This is a genomic window from Nonomuraea fuscirosea (genome assembly GCF_035917475.1).
Classification (GTDB): Bacteria; Actinomycetota; Actinomycetes; order Streptosporangiales; family Streptosporangiaceae; genus Nonomuraea; species Nonomuraea fuscirosea.
Genome location: NZ_CP109074.1, coordinates 9908707 through 9925190, shown reverse-complemented (window position 1 = coordinate 9925190; position 16484 = coordinate 9908707). Strand labels below are relative to the sequence as shown.

16 protein-coding genes are annotated in these 16484 nt (G+C 72.2%); 9 read left to right on the top strand and 7 right to left on the bottom strand.

Going from position 1 to position 16484, the window contains the following annotated elements; genetic code table 11:
- Window positions 1-52: 52 nt before the first annotated feature.
- Together OIE67_RS45545 and rfaE2 are read right to left on the bottom strand one after the other, a co-directional pair.
- Entirely contained in the window at window positions 53-544 is a 492-nt protein-coding gene (locus tag OIE67_RS45545; protein ID WP_245956151.1) for a DUF1440 domain-containing protein, read from the bottom strand.
- Between the two features lie 78 nt (window positions 545-622).
- The gene (gene rfaE2 / locus OIE67_RS45540) at window positions 623-2038 is read right to left on the bottom strand and encodes a D-glycero-beta-D-manno-heptose 1-phosphate adenylyltransferase (RefSeq protein WP_326632297.1); all 1416 of its coding nucleotides are present in this window, start codon (window positions 2036-2038) and stop codon (window positions 623-625) included.
- A gap of 84 nt (window positions 2039-2122) precedes the next feature.
- On the opposite strand from rfaE2, the gene OIE67_RS45535 reads away from it, so the two are divergent.
- The 5 genes from OIE67_RS45535 to OIE67_RS45515 all read left to right on the top strand — a co-directional run bounded on the left by OIE67_RS45535 (window position 2123) and on the right by OIE67_RS45515 (window position 6563).
- Complete coding sequence (locus tag OIE67_RS45535) at window positions 2123-3211, top strand: glycosyltransferase family 9 protein (RefSeq protein ID WP_326632295.1); 1089 nt, start codon at window positions 2123-2125, stop codon at window positions 3209-3211.
- A gap of 148 nt (window positions 3212-3359) precedes the next feature.
- Entirely contained in the window at window positions 3360-3869 is a 510-nt protein-coding gene (locus tag OIE67_RS45530; protein ID WP_106246425.1) for a SigE family RNA polymerase sigma factor, read from the top strand.
- A complete protein-coding gene (locus OIE67_RS45525) occupies window positions 3866-5077 on the top strand; it encodes a hypothetical protein (RefSeq protein WP_326632292.1) in 1212 nt (403 codons plus the stop codon). The genes OIE67_RS45530 and OIE67_RS45525 overlap by 4 nt, the downstream gene beginning before the upstream one ends.
- 126 nt (window positions 5078-5203) lie before the next feature.
- Window positions 5204-5782, top strand: coding sequence for a TetR/AcrR family transcriptional regulator (locus OIE67_RS45520; RefSeq protein ID WP_326632290.1), 579 nt, complete (start codon window positions 5204-5206; stop codon window positions 5780-5782).
- 19 nt (window positions 5783-5801) lie between these two features.
- On the top strand, window positions 5802-6563 hold the full coding sequence (locus OIE67_RS45515) for an SDR family NAD(P)-dependent oxidoreductase (protein ID WP_326632288.1): 762 nt from the start codon (window positions 5802-5804) through the stop codon (window positions 6561-6563).
- Here OIE67_RS45515 and OIE67_RS45510 read toward each other — a convergent pair.
- Entirely contained in the window at window positions 6501-7304 is an 804-nt protein-coding gene (locus tag OIE67_RS45510; protein ID WP_326632286.1) for a hypothetical protein, read from the bottom strand. The genes OIE67_RS45515 and OIE67_RS45510 overlap by 63 nt on opposite strands.
- Before the next feature lie 431 nt (window positions 7305-7735).
- Here OIE67_RS45510 and OIE67_RS45505 point away from each other — a divergent pair, with 431 nt between their 5' ends.
- Window positions 7736-10057, top strand: coding sequence for a sodium-translocating pyrophosphatase (locus OIE67_RS45505; protein WP_326632284.1), 2322 nt, complete (start codon window positions 7736-7738; stop codon window positions 10055-10057).
- Window positions 10058-10366: 309 nt separating this feature from the next.
- The gene (locus OIE67_RS45500; RefSeq protein WP_326632282.1) at window positions 10367-10852 is read left to right on the top strand and encodes a SixA phosphatase family protein; all 486 of its coding nucleotides are present in this window, start codon (window positions 10367-10369) and stop codon (window positions 10850-10852) included.
- Between the two features lie 38 nt (window positions 10853-10890).
- Here OIE67_RS45500 and serB read toward each other — a convergent pair whose 3' ends face one another.
- The 4 genes from serB to OIE67_RS45480 all read right to left on the bottom strand — a co-directional run bounded on the left by serB (window position 10891) and on the right by OIE67_RS45480 (window position 14526).
- Window positions 10891-12111 carry a phosphoserine phosphatase SerB gene (gene serB / locus OIE67_RS45495; protein ID WP_181307985.1) on the bottom strand — a complete coding sequence of 407 codons (1221 nt, stop codon included), beginning with the start codon at window positions 12109-12111 and terminating at the stop codon, window positions 10891-10893.
- Between the two features lie 78 nt (window positions 12112-12189).
- Window positions 12190-12756: a hypothetical protein gene (locus OIE67_RS45490; RefSeq protein ID WP_326632279.1), complete on the bottom strand. Its 567-nt coding sequence runs from the start codon at window positions 12754-12756 to the stop codon at window positions 12190-12192.
- 100 nt (window positions 12757-12856) lie between these two features.
- Window positions 12857-13864 (bottom strand): S-adenosylmethionine:tRNA ribosyltransferase-isomerase, encoded by a 1008-nt coding sequence (locus OIE67_RS45485; RefSeq protein WP_326632277.1) that lies wholly within the window; start codon window positions 13862-13864, stop codon window positions 12857-12859.
- The gene (locus OIE67_RS45480; RefSeq protein WP_326632275.1) at window positions 13861-14526 is read right to left on the bottom strand and encodes an SDR family oxidoreductase; all 666 of its coding nucleotides are present in this window, start codon (window positions 14524-14526) and stop codon (window positions 13861-13863) included. The genes OIE67_RS45485 and OIE67_RS45480 overlap by 4 nt, the downstream gene beginning before the upstream one ends.
- A gap of 123 nt (window positions 14527-14649) precedes the next feature.
- Here OIE67_RS45480 and OIE67_RS45475 point away from each other — a divergent pair, with 123 nt between their 5' ends.
- Both OIE67_RS45475 and OIE67_RS45470 read left to right on the top strand, forming a co-directional pair.
- Entirely contained in the window at window positions 14650-15765 is a 1116-nt protein-coding gene (locus OIE67_RS45475; RefSeq protein WP_326632273.1) for a GAF domain-containing sensor histidine kinase, read from the top strand.
- Window positions 15762-16382 carry a response regulator transcription factor gene (locus OIE67_RS45470; RefSeq protein ID WP_326632271.1) on the top strand — a complete coding sequence of 207 codons (621 nt, stop codon included), beginning with the start codon at window positions 15762-15764 and terminating at the stop codon, window positions 16380-16382. Before OIE67_RS45475 ends, OIE67_RS45470 begins: the two co-directional genes overlap by 4 nt.
- Window positions 16383-16484 lie beyond the last annotated feature (102 nt).

Sequence of the window (16484 nt, the reverse complement as noted above, 5' to 3'; positions counted from 1 at the left end):
CGTCAGCGGTATTCGCGGAGCCAGTGCCCTGGTCCGGGGTCCGCATGATCGGTCAGCGGTCCTCGTGGGGCCAGGGGGAGGCGGCCACCACGACGCCGTACAGGACGTGGTCGGCCAGCAGCGCCAGCCTGGCCGCACCGCCGTGCCCCCGGTGCAGGCCGAGCGCCGGGGCGAGGCCCGCCTCGAACGCGGTCCAGGCCAGCACGCCGTACACCGGGCCCGCCCACGGCCGGCGGCGCAGCCCCCGGGGCAGGAGGCCGAAGGCGGCCCCGCCCACCGCCCCGTAGGCCCAGTGCACGAGCTCGACCGCCGCCGGGCGCAGCCGTACGGGCACGCGGTGGAAGGCCGTGGGCGCGGTCCGTTCGATCACCGACTCCGGCGGCGTGGCCGGCAACATGCCCAGCGAGCCGGTGAGCCGCCGCAGGCCCGACATGGCCATGGCCGCGATCGCGCCACGCGCGGCCGAGCGGGTGATCGGCCGCCGCCGGTGCTCCAGCATCACGTGCTCGTGCAGCTCGGGACGGGCGTTCAGGGTCTGGGTCATGATCGGTCTCTTTCTGGCAGGGAACGCGGGCGTTCCGTGGAAGCGGGCGGGCGTGACGGTCATGGCGGGCACGGATGGTCAGGGCAGTGAGCGCATGCGGCCGATGATGGCGGTGGTCGAGCGGTCGGGCAGGTGGCCGAGCACGTGCACCTCGCCGCCCAGCGAGCGGACCAGCGGCGCTTCCGCGAGCATCTCGACGGTGTAGTCGCCACCTTTGACGTACAGCTCGGGCCGGATCATCCGCAGCAGCCGTTCCGGGGTGTCCTCGTCGAACTCGGTCACGTAGTCGACGTCGTACAGGGCGGCCAGCACGGACATCCGGTCCTCGCACGGGTTCACCGGGCGGCCGGGCCCCTTCAGCCGGGTCACGCTGGCGTCGCTGTTGACCGCCACCACCAGCACGTCGCCGAGCCGGCCCGCCTGCTCCAGGTACGTCACGTGGCCCCGGTGCAGCACGTCGAAGCAGCCGTTGGTGAACACCACCCGCTCGCCCCTGCGCCGGTGCTCGTCCAGCAGCAGGGCCAGCCGCTCGGCCGGGTGCACCGTGCCCTCGTGGCGGCGCAGGGCGCGCAGCAGCTCGTGCCGGGTGCAGACGGCGGTGCCGGGACGGCGGACGACGACGCCGGCCGCGGCCTGGCCCGCCTCCGCCGCCTCCTCCGGCGCTGCGCCGCCGGCCAGCCAGAGCGCGAACGCGGCGGTGTAGGTGTCGCCCGCGCCGGTCGCCATGTGCTGGGGCGCGGGCCTGGCGTGGGTCCGGTACGGCGGGCTGCCGCTCCGGTGCAGCAGCGTCCCCTCCCCGTCCAGCGTGGTCACCACGATCGCGGCACCGGTCAGCTCCAGCACCCGCTCCGAGTGGGCCGTCAGGTACGAAAGCCGGTCGATCGGCCCGGCCGTGCCGCCGAGGAGGCGTACGACCTCCTCGTAGTTGGGCAGCACGGCGGCGGGCGCGCACTCACGCCACGGCGCGACCGCGTGCGCGTCCACCACGAGCAGCGGCGCGCCCGCCAGCGCCCGGCGCACGGCGGGCGTGAACACCCCGCCGCCGTAATCGCAGGCCACGACCACGTCCGCACCCGCCACGGCCCCGGCCAGCCGGGCCAGCAGCTCCCGCTCGGCCCATCCCGGCAGGACGCCGTGGTCCTCCTCGTCGTAGCGTGCGGTCAGCTGGCCGCTGGTGACCAGCCGCCGCTTGTGCGCCGTCCGCCGTCCCGGCACGGTGAGCAGGTCGATCCCGACGCCGGCCAGGCGCAGCACCCGTTCCAGCTCCGCCCCGCAGGCGTCGTCGCCGACGATCCCGACGAGCCGGACGCGGGCGCCGAGCGCGACCAGGTTGGCCGCGGTGTTGGCGGCGCCGCCGGGGGCGTCCTCGGTCGCCTCCAGGCGCATCACCGGCACCGGCGCCTCCTGGGCCAGCCGCTTGGCCGAGCCGTGCAGCCACGAGTCGAGCATGACGTCGCCGACGACCACGGCTTCGATGACCTCGTCTGTGCCCATGAGGAGCGAGTACCTGGGAGAGCTCTGCTCAAACCAGACATTGCTCAAGTTATGGGGACGAAGTGCCGGGGTAGCCCGCTCGTCATGCAGCAGCTCGAAGTGCTCACCACGCCGGGCCGCCCGGCGGCGCTGGTCGGCGACGTGCGGAGGCTGGCGGTGCTGCGGGCCAACGCGCTCGGTGACTACATCATGGCGATACCGGCCCTGGACGCGCTCAAACGGGCCTATCCCGGCGCGCGGCTGACGCTGCTGGGCACCGCGTGGCACGCCGCCTTCCTCACCGGACGTCCTGGACCGGTGGACGACGTGGTGGCGCTGCCGCCCATCTCCGGCGTGTCCACGCTGGAGAGCGGGCACCCGGTACCGGACGGCCTGTGCGAACGGCTGCGGGAGCACGCGTACGACCTGGTGGTCCAGATCCACGGGGGCGGGCGCTTCTCCAACCCGTTCGTCCGGCGGCTGGGCGCCCGGGTGACCGCGGGGATGCGGGCGCCGGGGGCGGAGAGCCTGGACCGCTGGCTGCCGTACACGGACTACCACCACGACACCCTGCGTTTCCTCCAGGTCGCCGCGCTGGTGGGAGCGGTGGGCGGGGAGCTGGAGGCGCGGGTGGCGATCACCCGCGACGACCGCGCCGAGCTGGCCCGCGCGCTCGGCTCGCCGCCGCGCGGGCTCGTCGCCGTGCACCCGGGCGCCAGGGACCCACGGCGGCGCTGGCCGGTCGAGCGCTTCGCCGAGGTGGCCGACGCGCTCGGCCGTCCCGTCGCCGTCACCGGCACGCCGGAGGAGAAGGACCTGGTGATGGGGGTGGTCACCGCGATGCGCCGCCCGGCGATCCCCGTCGTCGGCACGCTCGGGATCGGCGCGCTGGCCGCCCTGTACGAACGGTGCGACCTGCTGATCGCCAACGACACCGGACCGCGCCATCTGGCCGCGGCCGTCGGCATCCCCACGGTCGCCGTCTACTGGTGCGGCAACCTGATCAACGCGGGCCCGCTCAGCAGGACGATGCACCGGCCGCTGATCTCATGGACCACGGCCTGCCCCCGCTGCGGCGCCCCCGGCGTGCAGCCCCTGGCCGAACGCTGCCCGCACGACGACTCCTGGGTCTGCGACGTGCACCCGGACCTGGTCCTGGAACAGGCCGAGGACCTGCTGTCCCGCGCCGGCTAGCGGCCGCTCGCAAGGCGGAGGCGGCTCGCCCGTCAGGTGGGGTACGGCTCGCTCGTGCGGAAGCGGCGGAGCCCGTTGTGGCCGTGGACGCATAGCGGGCGGTCCCGGCGGCGTCTGAGAGGGTGATGTCAATCCCTTGGAGGTGACCGTGGACGCCGCGGACGAGCAGCGTTTCCGCGAGTTCGTCGCCGCCCGATCTCCCGCCCTCATCCGGCTCGGCTTCCTGCTCACCGGTGGTGACCAGCACGCGGCCGAGGATCTGGTGCAGACCGCGCTGGCCAAGCTGGTGACCAGATGGCGGCGCGTGGAGACGCCGGAGGCGTACGTCAGGCAGATCATGTACCGGCAGCAGGTCAGCTGGTGGCGTACGAGCGCGCGGCGCGGCGAGGTGGTGCGGGCGAGCCCGCCCGAGACGGCGGCGCGCGACCCGCACCATCAGAGCGAGCTGCGCCTGGTGCTGCGCTCCGCGCTGGCCAGGCTCACCGCCCGCCAGCGCGCGGTGCTCGTGCTGCGTTATTTCGAGGACCTGCCGGAACAGGAGGTCGCCCAGGTGATGGGCTGCTCCGTCGGCACGGTCAGGAGCACCGCGCACCGGTCGCTGGCCCGGCTGCGCGAGATCGCCCCCGAGCTGGCCCAGGACCTGGAGGTGGCCACGTGACCCGACTGCTGCGCGACACGCTCGACGACTGGGCCGACGAGGCCAGGGTGCCGCACGACCTGGCCGACCGGGCGCTACGGAGGCGCGCCTGGCGGCCGGTCGGCGCGGCGGCCCTGGTCGCGGTCATGATCGCGGCCGTGGCCGTGTTCGTCACCGGGCAGCGCGACCCCGAGCCGGTCATCCGCCCGGCCGACGGCGTCACGCTGCCGGCCCGTCCGTCGCCCGCGCCGACGGACGTGCGGACCGACACGACCGACAGCCCGCCGAAGAAGCTGATCGCCGCGGGGCGGATGGCCGTGTCGGCGTACTACGTCTACGGCCGCGAGGCGATCGACGAGAAGAACGCGCGCATCCGGCGCACCTGGTCCCTGTACGACCCGCGCACCGGCGGTTACGAGCAGACCCCGTACGCCTGGGTGGACGTCGCCCCCGGGCTCCAGCTCGCGGCCGTGCTCGAAGGCGACCTGCTCAGCAGGCGGCTGGGCGTGCTCGACCTGAACACCCGCCGGATGCTCACCTGGATCGACCTGGAGCACCCCGTGGGCTCCGTGGTCTGGTCGCCGGACGGCACCAAAATCCTGGCCACCGCCTACTCCCGCTATCCCGACGTGCTCGTGGGCAAAGGAGAGGAGGCGATGCCGCCGATGGACGGCGAGAGTCCGCGCACCGGCTACTACATCGTGGACGTGCGGGAGGGCACGGCCGACTACCACGAGCTGCCGCCCATGGCCGACAGCAGGCCGGGGGACCCGGAGGGCAGGCCCTTCAACGTCAACGCCCGCCAGGATCTCGGCTGGAGCCTGGACGGCACGATGATCTACGGGCCCACCTCCACCCGGCCCGACCGCGTCTTCTTCACCCTCGACGGAGAGGAGCGGCCCTGGCCCGAGGGGCAGCGGTACGTCGACCACTCGAACCAGCCGGCCACCTCGCCGGACGGCAGGCTGGTCCTGGGCTCGCCGGGACTGCCGACGAAGATCACCGACGCCGGGACCGGCGCGGTGGTGGGTTCACAGCGGGTGTTGCAGCTGCACGCCTGGGCGGACGACGACAACGTCATCGCGCTGGGCTGCGCGGGCGCGTGCGAGAACGAGTTCAACGCGGGTCTGGTGCTGGTCAGCGTGGACGGCTCCAGGATGACGCAACTCGCCCGCAACCAGGACACCAACGGCGACGGCGCCTGGCGCTGGGTCCTGACGCCCCGATAACGCGGATGCGCGCCCGGCCGGCCATCGAAGGGCCGGCCGGACGCGCACCGAGCCGGCCGAGCCTGCACGGGGCAGCCCGGTCCTCTTTTTTTGACCGAACGTTCTCGATGCTGCTAGCTTGCCCGTGTGGGCAGAAGCAAGGAGTTCGATCCCGAGGTCGCGCTGCAGCAGGCGCTGGAGCTGTTCTGGGAGCGCGGCTACGAGGCGACCTCGATGGCCGACCTCGTCGAACGCCTCGGCATCGCGCGGGCCAGCATCTACGCCACCTTCGGCGGCAAGCGCGAGCTCTACCTCAAGGCGCTGGAGCGCTACGACCGGCAGCGCGACGTGGTGGGGCCGCTGTCCCAGCCGGGTCCCGCGCTGCCGGCGATCCGCGCGTTCCTCGACGGCTACGTGGCGGAATGCCTGGCCGACCAGGACCGGCGGGGCTGCATGGTGGTCAACACCGCCGTGGAGTTCGGCGGGCGCGACGCGGAGATGTTCCGCCGGGTTGCGCGGAGCTGGACGGAGTTGGAGACGGCGCTGTCCGGCGCGCTGGTCAGGGCGCGTGCCCAGGGGGAGCTGGCCGCGGACAAGGACCCGTACGCGCTGGCCCGATTCCTGCTCGTCCTGCTGCAGGGCGTCAGGGTGCTCGGCCGGGCCGATCCCGACCCGCGCCGGCTGCGTGACGCGGTCGATCAGGCCATGACGGCCATCCACATTTGAGAACGATAGGTATGAAATAATGACTGAACGGTTCGCAGGCAAGGTCGCGCTCGTCACCGGGGCGAGCGGAGTGGTGGGCCGGGCCGCCGCGCTGGCGTACGCGCGGGAGGGCGCCGCCGCCCTCGTGGCCGGCCGCGACGCCGCCAGGCTGGCCGAGATCGTGAAGCTGGCGGAGGCGGAGGGCGGCCGGGCGAGCGCGTTCACCGTGGACGTCACCCGCTCCGCCGAGGTCGCCGCCATGGTCGAGGCCGCGGTCTCCCGCTACGGCGGCCTCGACGTGGCGCTCAACACGGCCGGGATCTTCGGGCAGATGGCGCCGCTGGCCGACTACGACGAGGACACCTGGGACGACGTGCTCGCCGTCAACCTCAAGGGCGTCTTCCTGTCGATGAAGCACGAGATCGCCCACATGAGGGCGCACGGCGGCGGGGTGATCGTCAACGTGTCCTCCAACCTGGGGGCGCATTGGCGCCTGGCGGGGGCGAGCGCGTACGCCGCCTCGAAGGCCGCGGTGAGTCACCTGACCCGCACCGCCGCCCGCGACCACATCGCCGACGGCGTCCGGATCAACGCCATCAGCCCGGGCCCGGTCGACTCGCCCATGTCGACGCGGCCGGGGGAGACCCGCGCGGACCGCGACGAGCGGATGAGGTCCGCGCTGCCGATCGGCCGCGTCAGCACCCCTGAGGAGATCGCCGCCGCGGCCCTGTGGCTGTCGTCAGCGGATTCGAGCTTCGTCGTGGGCGCGGACCATGTGATCGACGGCGGCGCCACGGCCTGACCGGCGCCGCAGGAGCAGGCACCTGGCCACGGCGTAGACCACGATCACCGCCAGGAGCAGCGCCCGTGCGGGCTCGGCGATCAGGTGGTCGAAGGAGAACCAGAAGACCATGCCGTACTCCAGGTCGTCCGGATGCTGCTCCGACAGCGTGAAGACGAGCCTGAAGATCGTCAGGACGGCGAGGTAGTCGATCGCGAGCAGCAGCGTCCACCGCGCGATCCGCGGCCAGGGGAAGACGGCCGTTCGCGCGAGGGGCTCCTCCGCCGGGCCGAGCCGCTGCGTGGCGACCAGCACGAGCCCGGCGGCCAGCAGCAGAGAGGTGCTGGTGGCCGACCACCCGCCGATCACCTCCCCGAACCACTGCCCGCTGAGCACCGGGACCTGCCGGCACTCCCGCAGGTCGAAGTAGGGGAAGAAGACGGGGCCGAGGAGGGCCGCCAGGCCCAGGACCGCCGCCGCCCGCCTTCCCGCGACCGCCGAATGCCACCGCCCGAAGCACACGAGCACGACGATCGCCGGAGCCCCCACGGCGAAGGCGTAGTAGAGCACGCTGTTCACGTCCGAGCGCAGGGGCAGGGCGACCAGGTCGAACTGCTCGCGCCAGACACTCGTGCCGCGGAAGAACATGCCGCCGCAGGAGAAGGTCTCCGGCTCGGCGAAGAAATCGCGCCAGAGCCGCCAGGTGGGGAAGAGCGCGGCGCACAGTGCTCCCAGCCAGGTGGTCAGGGCTAATCGTGACAAGTTGATCTCCGTTTTGGGCGCCACCCTATCGGCGTGGGGGAGAAGCGGCGGATGCCGGACGCCCCGCGTCCCCGCGTTCTTCGGTACCCCTGGTTGACAGGGGCGGGCGCTCCGTCATCCTCCCTGCAAAACCGGGTTTCGGCCTGACCGTTTTCCCGGTCTGCTGCGACCGTAAAGCGGTGGAAATTCTCCTTGTCAGATCACAAATCGGGTCACTGTCAGGGGATTACTAGACACTGCCACAATTAGCGGGCGCGAGAGCCTTCATATCCGCGGAGTGCCTGCGTAGACTCCCGGCACCGGCCAAGGTGATCCGGCGGAACGCGGATTCAACCGGAAGCGGCACCCACAACCCGGATGGTGCCGCAACACCCGCCGAGGAAAACTGCAGCACCGCCCGGGCAGGACGACCGGTCTTGCCGAGGAGAACGATGAGCAGGCACATGCTGGCAGCGGAGCCAGCGTCCAATCTGGCCCTGAGCGCAAACAATCTCACCATCGTGATCGTGGTCGCCGCGGTCGCACTGATCGCCCTAGCCGTCGCCGGCGGACTGGTGCGCGAAGTGCTGTCCGCCGGCCAGGGCACCGAACGCATGCAAAACATCGCGCGTGCCGTACAGGAAGGCGCGGCCGCCTATCTCACGCGCCAGTTCCGCACGCTGGCGATCTTCGTGGTCGTGATTCCCTTCCTGTTGCTGTTGCTACCTGGAGAAACCGACGTCCGCATCGGACGTTCCATCTTCTTCGTGGTCGGTGCGGTCTTCTCCGCGCTGACCGGATTCATGGGCATGTGGCTGGCCGTGCGCGGAAACGTGCGCGTGGCCGCCGCGGCCAACGACTCGGGCGAGAAGCGCGCCATGCGCATCGCCTTCCGCACCGGCGGCGTGGCCGGCATGTTCACGGTGGGCCTCGGCCTGCTGGGCGCGGCCGTGGTCGTGTTCGTCTACCAGGGTGACGCGCCGGGCGTGCTCGAAGGATTCGGCTTCGGCGCGGCGCTGCTGGCGATGTTCATGCGAGTCGGCGGCGGCATCTTCACCAAGGCCGCCGACGTCGGCGCCGACCTGGTCGGCAAGGTCGAGCAGGGCATCCCCGAGGACGACCCGCGCAACGCGGCGACGATCGCCGACAACGTGGGCGACAACGTCGGCGACTGCGCCGGCATGGCGGCCGACCTGTTCGAGTCGTACGCGGTCATGCTGGTCGCCAGCCTCATCCTGGGCAAGGTCGCCTTCGGCGAGCAGGGGCTGGTCTTCCCCCTGATCGTCCCGATGATCGGCGTCATCACCGCGATCATCGGCATCTTCGTCACCGGGATGCGCGACCGCGACCGCAACGGCATGGCCGCGATCAACCGCAGCTTCTTCATCTCGGCCGCCATCTCGGCCGTCCTGGTCGCCGCGGCCGCGTTCTGGTACCTGCCGAGCAGCTTCTCCGGCCTGACCAACGCCGGCGTGCAGTCCGACGCCGACCCGAGGCTCATCGCCATCGGCGCGGTGCTCATCGGCCTGGTGCTGGCCAGCGCCATCCAGCTGCTCACCGGCTACTTCACAGAGACCAATCGCCGCCCCGTACGCGAGATCGGCGAGAGCTCGGCCACCGGCCCGGCGACTGTCATCCTGGCCGGCATCAGCGTCGGCCTGGAGTCGGCCGTCTACTCGGCCCTGATCATCGCCGGCGCGGTCTACGGCGCGTTCCTGCTCGGCTTCGGGAACGTGACGATCGCGCTGTTCGCGGTGGCTCTGGCCGGCACCGGCCTGCTCACCACGGTCGGCGTCATCGTCTCGATGGACACCTTCGGTCCCGTCTCCGACAACGCCCAGGGCATCGCGGAAATGTCGGGCGACGTCGAGGGTGAGGGCGCCCGCGTCCTGACCAGCCTCGACGCGGTGGGCAACACCACCAAGGCGATCACCAAGGGCATCGCCATCGCCACGGCGGTGCTGGCGGCCACGGCGCTGTTCGGCGCCTTCCGCACCGCCGTCGAGCTGGAGCTGGCCCAGGCCGACGCGGCGATCAAGAACGCGCTGGGCACCTTCCAGAACTTCAACCTGGGCATCGACAACCCCAACGTGCTCGTCGGGCTCATCATCGGCGCCGCGGTCGTGTTCCTGTTCGCCGGCCTGGCGATCATGGCCGTCGGACGGGCCGCGATGCGCGTCGTCTTCGAGGTGCGCGACCAGTTCCGCAACCATCCCGGCATCATGGACGGCACCGAGCTGCCCGAGTACGGCCGCGTCGTGGACATCTGCACCCGCGACTCGCTGCGCGAGCTGGCCACGCCCGGCCTGCTGGCGGTCATGACGCCGATCGCGGTCGGGTTCGCGCTGGGCTACGCGCCGCTGGGCGCGTTCCTGGCCGGAGCCATCGCCTGCGGCACCCTGATGGCCGTCTTCCTGGCCAACTCGGGTGGCGCCTGGGACAACGCCAAGAAGCTGGTCGAGGACGGGCACCACGGCGGCAAGGGCTCCCCCGCGCACGAGGCCACGATCATCGGTGACACGGTCGGCGACCCGTTCAAGGACACGGCGGGCCCCGCCATCAACCCGCTGATCAAGGTGATGAACCTGGTGGCGCTGCTGGTGGCGCCGGCCGTGGTGCTGTACGCGGGCAACCCGGCCGTGCGCATCGGCGTCACCGTGGTGGCGGTGGGCGTGGTGGTCGCGGCCATCATCATCTCCAAGCGGCGCTCCGTGAGCAGCGCGCCGGCCAGCGACAACAACAACGACCGCGAGCACGAGCCCGTGGCGTCCTGACCGTCGGGTAACCGGCACGAACCAACGCCGAGGCGCCCGCTCCCCGATGGGGGCGGGCGCCTCGCGCGTGTACGGGGTGCCTCGCGTAGGGGCGGGCCCAGGTAGGGGGCCGCTCGCCCGAGCCGGATCCGGGGCCACTTGCCCGAGCCGGGCGCGGCCCCAGGCCCCTTCGGTGGGAAACTGGGCGCGTGAACGATGACAAGCCGCCCAGCGGCGGAAAGACCCTGGGTCTCATCCTGCTGGCGATGTTCGCCGTCCTGGCCGTGATCGTAGGGCTGGCCGTGTGGGCCTCGAAGACGGGATGACCTCGTGCGTACTCTGATCGTGCTGCGTCACGCCAAGGCCGCCCAGGTGCCCGGCCTGGCCGACCGCGAGCGCCCGCTGACCGACCGCGGCGAGCGGGACGCCAGGCGGGTGGGCGACGAGCTCAGGGCGGCCGGCCTCGACCCCGACGTGGTGCTCTGCTCGCCGGCGCTCAGGACCAGGCGCACCGCCGAGCTGGCCTTCCCCGGCGCGGAGATCAGCTACGAGCGCGACATCTACGAGGCGTACCCGGAGGAGCTGCTTGAGCTGGTCCGCCGCGCCGACCCCGGCCTGGGCACGGTGGTGCTGTGCGGGCACAACCCGGGCGTGCACGAGCTGGCCCTGGCGCTGGCGGCGGGCGACTACGCGTTCCGGCCGGGGGCGTACGCGGTGATCGGGGTGGACTCGCCGTGGGAGGAGCTGCACCCGGGCGAGGGCCGCCTGATCTCCCACTGGGACCCCAAGGAGCACCGAGACCTCAAGGACCACTGACCTGAGGACCCCGAGGAGCGCTGAGACGCCGAGGAGCGCTAGGAGCCGGTCAGCGCGCCGTCCTCGGCGTCGGCCGCCTCGACCTCGTCCCGTGAGATGCCCAGCAGGTAGAGGATCGAGTCGAGGTAGGGCGTGTTGACGGCGGTGTCGGCCGCCTGACGGACGACGGGCTTGGCGTTGAACGCGATGCCCAGCCCGGCCCGCGCGATCATGTCCAGGTCGTTGGCGCCGTCGCCGATGGCCACCGTCTGCGAGATCGGCAGCCGCGCCTCGCGCGCGAACCGCTCCAGCGCCCGCGCCTTGCCCGGCCGGTCCACGATCTCGCCGACGACGCGCCCGGTCAGCCGGCCGTCGACGACCTCCAGCACGTTCGCCGCCGAGTAGTCGATGCCGAGCTCGTCGACCAGCCCGTCGGTGATCTGGGTGAAGCCGCCGCTGACGATGGCGAAGCGGTAGTCGAGCCGCTTGAGCGTGCGGACGAGCGTACGCGCGCCGGGGGTGAGCACGACCTCCTTGCGCACGTGCTCGAACACCTCGGCCGGCAGCCCTTCGAGCAGTGCCACCCGGCGGCGCAGGGACTCGGCGAAGTCGAGCTCGCCGCGCATGGCCTCCTCGGTGACCCGGGCGACCTCCTCCAGGCAGCCGGCGTGCGCCGCGAGCAGCTCGATGACCTCGCCCTGGATGAGGGTCGAGTCGACGTCCATGACGATGAGGCGCTTGGCCCGGCGGGACAGGCCGGTGCGCTGCACGGCGACGTCGACCTCCTGCGCGGCGGCCTCGGCGGCCAGCTCCACGCGCAGCGCGTCGGGGTCGGCGCCGGAGACCGACAGCTCGATGCAGGTGACGGGCCACTGGGCGAGGCGCTCGATGCGGTCGATGTTGGCGCCGGCGGCGGCGATGCGGCCGGCGATGCCCGCGATGGCGGCCGGCTGGAGGGTGGCGCCGAGCACGCTGACCGACAGCCGGCCGCGGCGGCGCGCCTCCTTGGCCGTCGATCCGGTGGAGAGCTCCACCTCCATGCCGAGGTCTTCCGCCACCCGCTCGACGGCGGTCCACATCGCGCCGAGGGTGGTGCCGGTGCCGGTCGAGGGGCCGCCCGTGTACGCCACGAGCACGCCCAACGTGAGTCTGCCTCGGATGACGACCTGCTCGATGTCCGCCACGGCCACCGGAAATCTCGACAGAACCGAGAAAAGCCGTGAAGTGACGCCCGGGCGGTCAGGGCCGGTCAGTGTGATCAGGAGGGTGCGCTGGTCCACATCCAGCCACGGTACTGCGCCCGGTCCGATGCTCGTGAAGCAGGTTGGGCATTCGGGCGCGGGCGCAGGGTGCGGGAACTAGCGGACGATCTTGGTCTTGACCGTCTTCAAGTAGCCGTGAGCCGGGATGCCGAGGCGGTCCAGCTCTTCCTTGCTCAGGTTCTCCATGCCGGTCTGGACGTCATAGGAGATGACGCCGAGCGCCGCGGTCTGGGTGCCCTTCGCCTTCTTCGTGAGCTTCGTGTAGAAGGAGAACGAGACGGACTCGCCCTTCTTCAGCGCCTTCGGCGCGAAACACAGGAACGCCCGGCCCTCGGAGAAGCACTGGGTCTTCTTGACACTGCTGCGGTAGGTGACCCGCTTCAGATCGACGCCCTTGGGGAACTGACCGCCGAGGAACCAGGCGTCCGCGATGTACGGCCCCGTGTTGAGCGCCTTGACCTGATACGTGACTTTACCCCCGGCCTTCGCCTTCTTCGGCGCCTTGACCGACACCTTGAAGACGTTGAACGGATCGTCCTGGACGGACGCCGAGACCGCGGCGGTGCCGGCCGCGGTCGTGTTCGCGGCGGCCGGAACCGCCGGGAGGAGCAGGACGCCCGCGAGTAAACCGAGCGAGGCGACCTTGGTTACCGAGTTACGCATTCAACGTCTCCGTTGTGAGAGGAATGCGGGGACGCGACAGACTAAGCCCCCGTGAATGTCGGCTTTTCCTATCACGAATGCAAAATCTATGTAAAGCCAGTTACTTCAGTATCAGGTGCGTGTCGCCGAACTCGTGCCACAGATATCCCTCGCGCAACGCCGCCTCGTACGCGCGGGCCAGCGCCGGCCGCCCCGCGATGGCGGTCAGCATGAGCAGATGACTGGAGCGCGGCTCGTGCAACCCCGTGATCAACCCCGTGACAGCCCGTACGCCGCCTTCCGGCGTCACCACGTGCCTGGTCCAGCCCGCGGCGGCCGAGACCAGGCCATCGGCCCCCGCGGCCGTCTCCAGCGCCCGCACGACGGTCGTCCCCGCCGCCACCACCCGCCCGCCGTTCGCCCTGGTCAGGTTGACCAGGGCGGCGGTGGACGCGGGCACCTCGTACCGCTCCGCGTAGGGCGGCTCGTCCTTCTCCGGCGAGGCCACCCCGGTGTGCAGCGTGATCGGCGCGATGCCGACCCCGCGCGCCACCAGCGCCGTCACCAGCTCGGCGGTGAACGGCCTGGCCGCGCTCGGCATCTCCGCGCTCCCCGGTACGGTCGCGAACACGGTCTGGTACGCCTCGATCGGCCAGTCCCGCTCCACGTACGAGTAGCGGATCGGCGTGCCGTGCACCCGCAGGTACGCCTGCACGTCCCGGTCGAGCTCCGCCCGCCACAGCCGCGGCGTCTCCCGCTCGATCAGCCGCAGCGTGGCCCGCCCCGGCAGCGGCAGCCACTCGCCCGGCTCGCCCCCCGCGTACGGCTCCGACGCCTTCGAGGTGCGCCGGCGCAGCTCCACCAGCCACGTCCCGTCGTTCCTCGCGGTGGAGAAGTGCACGGCCAGGCGGTCCAGCCGGACGGCCGCGGGCAGGGTCGCCGAGTTGTTCACCACGATCAGGTCGCCCGGCTCCAGCAGCCGCGGCAGGTCGCTGAAGTGGTGGTGGCCCGGCTCGGCGTCGCCGCGCGAGACCATCAGCCGCACCGCGTCCCTGGCCATGCCCCTGGCCTCGGGCGGTTCGGTGGCCGACAGGCCGGGCGGCAGCAGGAAGTCCAGCGAGGCGGTCATTGCAGGCTCACCCTGCCGCTCGCCGGGCGGGAGCCCACCAGGCCGGACAGCGCGGCGGCCACCTTGGCCGGGTCGGCCGCGCCGGCCGCCTCCTCCCGGCCCACGGCGTCGGCCAGCATGCGGGTGTTCATCTCGCCCGGGTCGACCCACCAGACGCGCACGTCAGGCTCCTCGGCCGCCAGCACGTTGGACAGCTGCTCCAGCGCGGCCTTGGTGGCGCCGTAGCCGCCCCAGCCCTCGTAGGCGCCCGTGGCGGCGTCCGAGGTGACGTTCACGACCGAGCCGCCGGCCGCGCGGAGCGCGGGCAGCGTGGCCTGGATGAGGGCGAGCGGCGCGGTGACGTTCGTCTCCAGCAGCACCCTGAACGCCTCAAGCGGATATCCGGCGAGCGGCGGCAGCGGCGTCACGCCCAGGTCGCTGGCGTTGTTGACCAGCAGGTTCAGCTCGGGCGCCGCCCTGGCCAGCCGCCGCACGTGCTCCGGGTCGGTGACGTCGCCGGGCAGCGCGGTGGCGCCCAGCTCGGCGGCGACCCGCTCCAGCTCGGCGGCTCCGCGCGCGGTGAGGACGAGGTTCCAGCCCGCGGCCGCCAGGGACCGCGCCAGCGCGAGGCCGAGCCCGCGGGAGGCTCCGGTGATGAGTGCGGTGTTCGTCGTGTTCGGCATGGAACCGACGGTAGGAACGCGAGGAACGCGGCACATCGGGCTGTGGGCCCGCGACGTCCTCGGCACATCGTCCTAGGTCCAGGGACCCGTGGTCCTGTCGGTGCCGGACCATAGAGTGGGGCCGTGACCTCAGACCGGGACGAGATCCTTCAGGCGGTGAGCTCCGCGGTGCTCGCGGTCACCCGTCACCTGTCGGTCCGCGAGGTGCTGCAGGTCATCGTCCGCTCGGCGCAGCGCCTGCTCGACGCCCGCTATGCCGCGCTCGGCGTGCCCGACGACGACGGGTCGTTCGCCGAGTTCGTCGCCGAGGGCCTGACCGACAAGCAGTGGGAGGCGATCGGCCCGCTGCCCAGGCAGCACGGCATGCTCGGCGCGATGCTCCGCGAGGGCGCGCCCGTGAGGCTGCCCGACCTGCGCAGCGATCCGAGGTTCGAGTGGTGGCCGAAGGCTCATCCGGTGATGCGCGACTTCCTCGGCATGCCGATCCGCGACCGCGATCGGGTGCTCGGCATCATCTTCCTGGCCAACAAGCGCTCGGGCGGCGGGTTCACGAAGGCCGACGAGGAGCTGCTCACGCTGTTCGCCGCGCACGCCTCGATCGCGCTGATCAACGCCACGCTCTACGAGCGCGGGCGCGAGCTGGCCATGATGGAGGAGCGCAACAGGGTCGCCAGAGAGCTGCACGACGCGGTCACCCAGAAGCTGTTCTCGCTCAGGCTCTCCGCGCAGGCCGCCGGTGACCTGATCGGCAAGGCGCCCGACAAGGCCGCCGCCGAGCTCGACCGCGTCCAGCGGCTGGCCGGCGAGGCGCTGTCGGAGCTGCGGGCGGTGATCGTCGAGCTGCGCCCGGCCGAGCTCGACCGGCACGGGCTGCCTGAGACGCTGCGCAAGCACGTGCGCATGCTCGACCGGCTCCATCCGGCCGTGGTCACGTTCGAGTGCGCCGAGCTGCCGCCGCTCGACCCCGAGGTGGAGGTGGCGGTGCTGCGGGTGGCCCAGGAGGCGCTGCACAACGCGCTGCGCCACTCCGGCGCCGAGCGGGTCTCCGTCGGCCTGTCCTACGCGGACGGCAGGCTGACGCTGGTCGTGTGCGACGACGGCAAGGGGTTCGAGCAGGGGGAGTCGCGCGGGCTCGGGCTCGCGTCGATGCGCGACAGGGCGGAGTCCACGGGGGGCGTCATGACGGTCGAGTCGGCCCCGGGCACGGGCACCACCGTCCGGGTGGAGGTGGGCGGATGATCCGGGTGCTGATCGCCGACGACCATCCGGTGGTGCGGCAGGGGCTGCGGACGTTCCTCGACCTCCAGGACGACATCACCGTGGTCGGCGAGGCCGGCGACGGGGCCCAGGCCGTCGAGCTGGTGGCGGAGCTGGCGCCCGACGTGCTGCTGCTCGACCTGAGGATGCCGGTGCTCGACGGGCTCGGCGCGCTGGAGCGGCTGAGCGGCGCCACGACCAGGATCGTGGTGCTGACCTCGGTGAGCGACCCGTCCGACGTGGGGCCGGCGATGCGTGCCGGGGCGGCCGGGTTCCTCTACAAGGACGTCGACCCGCCCGCGCTCGTCCAGGCCGTGCGGGCCGTGCACGGCGGGCAGGTGCTGCTCGCCCCCGAGGCGGCCGAGGCGATGTTGTCGTCCAGAGGCGGCGGCGTGGCCCCCGCGCCGGTGCCGCTGACCGAGCGCGAGCGCGAGGTGCTGGCGCTCATCGCGGCCGGGCGGTCCAACAGGGAGATCGCGCGCAGCCTGGCCGTGGCGGAGAAGACGGTCAAGACCCACGTCTCCAACGTGCTGATGAAGCTGGGCGTCCAGGACCGCACCCAGGCCGCCCTCTACGCCGTCCGCCACGGCCTCGCCTGAGCGAGCGACCGGGGATGACGACGCGGCGATCAACATCCTCGCCGCCGGACGGGCGGAGAGGCTGAACGCCTGCGGAGGGACCGTGAGACCCGCCGCCTATCG

Excerpts from the sequence above, each read along its gene's own strand:
- OIE67_RS45545 (WP_245956151.1), bottom strand. The coding sequence starts at position 544 with ATGACCCAGACCCTGAACGCCCGTCCCGAGCTGCACGAGCACGTGATG.
- rfaE2 (WP_326632297.1), bottom strand. The coding sequence starts at position 2,038 with ATGGGCACAGACGAGGTCATCGAAGCCGTGGTCGTCGGCGACGTCATG.
- OIE67_RS45535 (WP_326632295.1), top strand. The coding sequence starts at position 2,123 with ATGCAGCAGCTCGAAGTGCTCACCACGCCGGGCCGCCCGGCGGCGCTG.
- OIE67_RS45515 (WP_326632288.1), top strand. The coding sequence starts at position 5,802 with ATGACTGAACGGTTCGCAGGCAAGGTCGCGCTCGTCACCGGGGCGAGC.
- OIE67_RS45505 (WP_326632284.1), top strand. The coding sequence starts at position 7,736 with ATGAGCAGGCACATGCTGGCAGCGGAGCCAGCGTCCAATCTGGCCCTG.
- OIE67_RS45490 (WP_326632279.1), bottom strand. The coding sequence starts at position 12,756 with ATGCGTAACTCGGTAACCAAGGTCGCCTCGCTCGGTTTACTCGCGGGC.
- OIE67_RS45485 (WP_326632277.1), bottom strand. The coding sequence starts at position 13,864 with ATGACCGCCTCGCTGGACTTCCTGCTGCCGCCCGGCCTGTCGGCCACC.
- OIE67_RS45480 (WP_326632275.1), bottom strand. The coding sequence starts at position 14,526 with ATGCCGAACACGACGAACACCGCACTCATCACCGGAGCCTCCCGCGGG.
- OIE67_RS45470 (WP_326632271.1), top strand. The coding sequence starts at position 15,762 with ATGATCCGGGTGCTGATCGCCGACGACCATCCGGTGGTGCGGCAGGGG.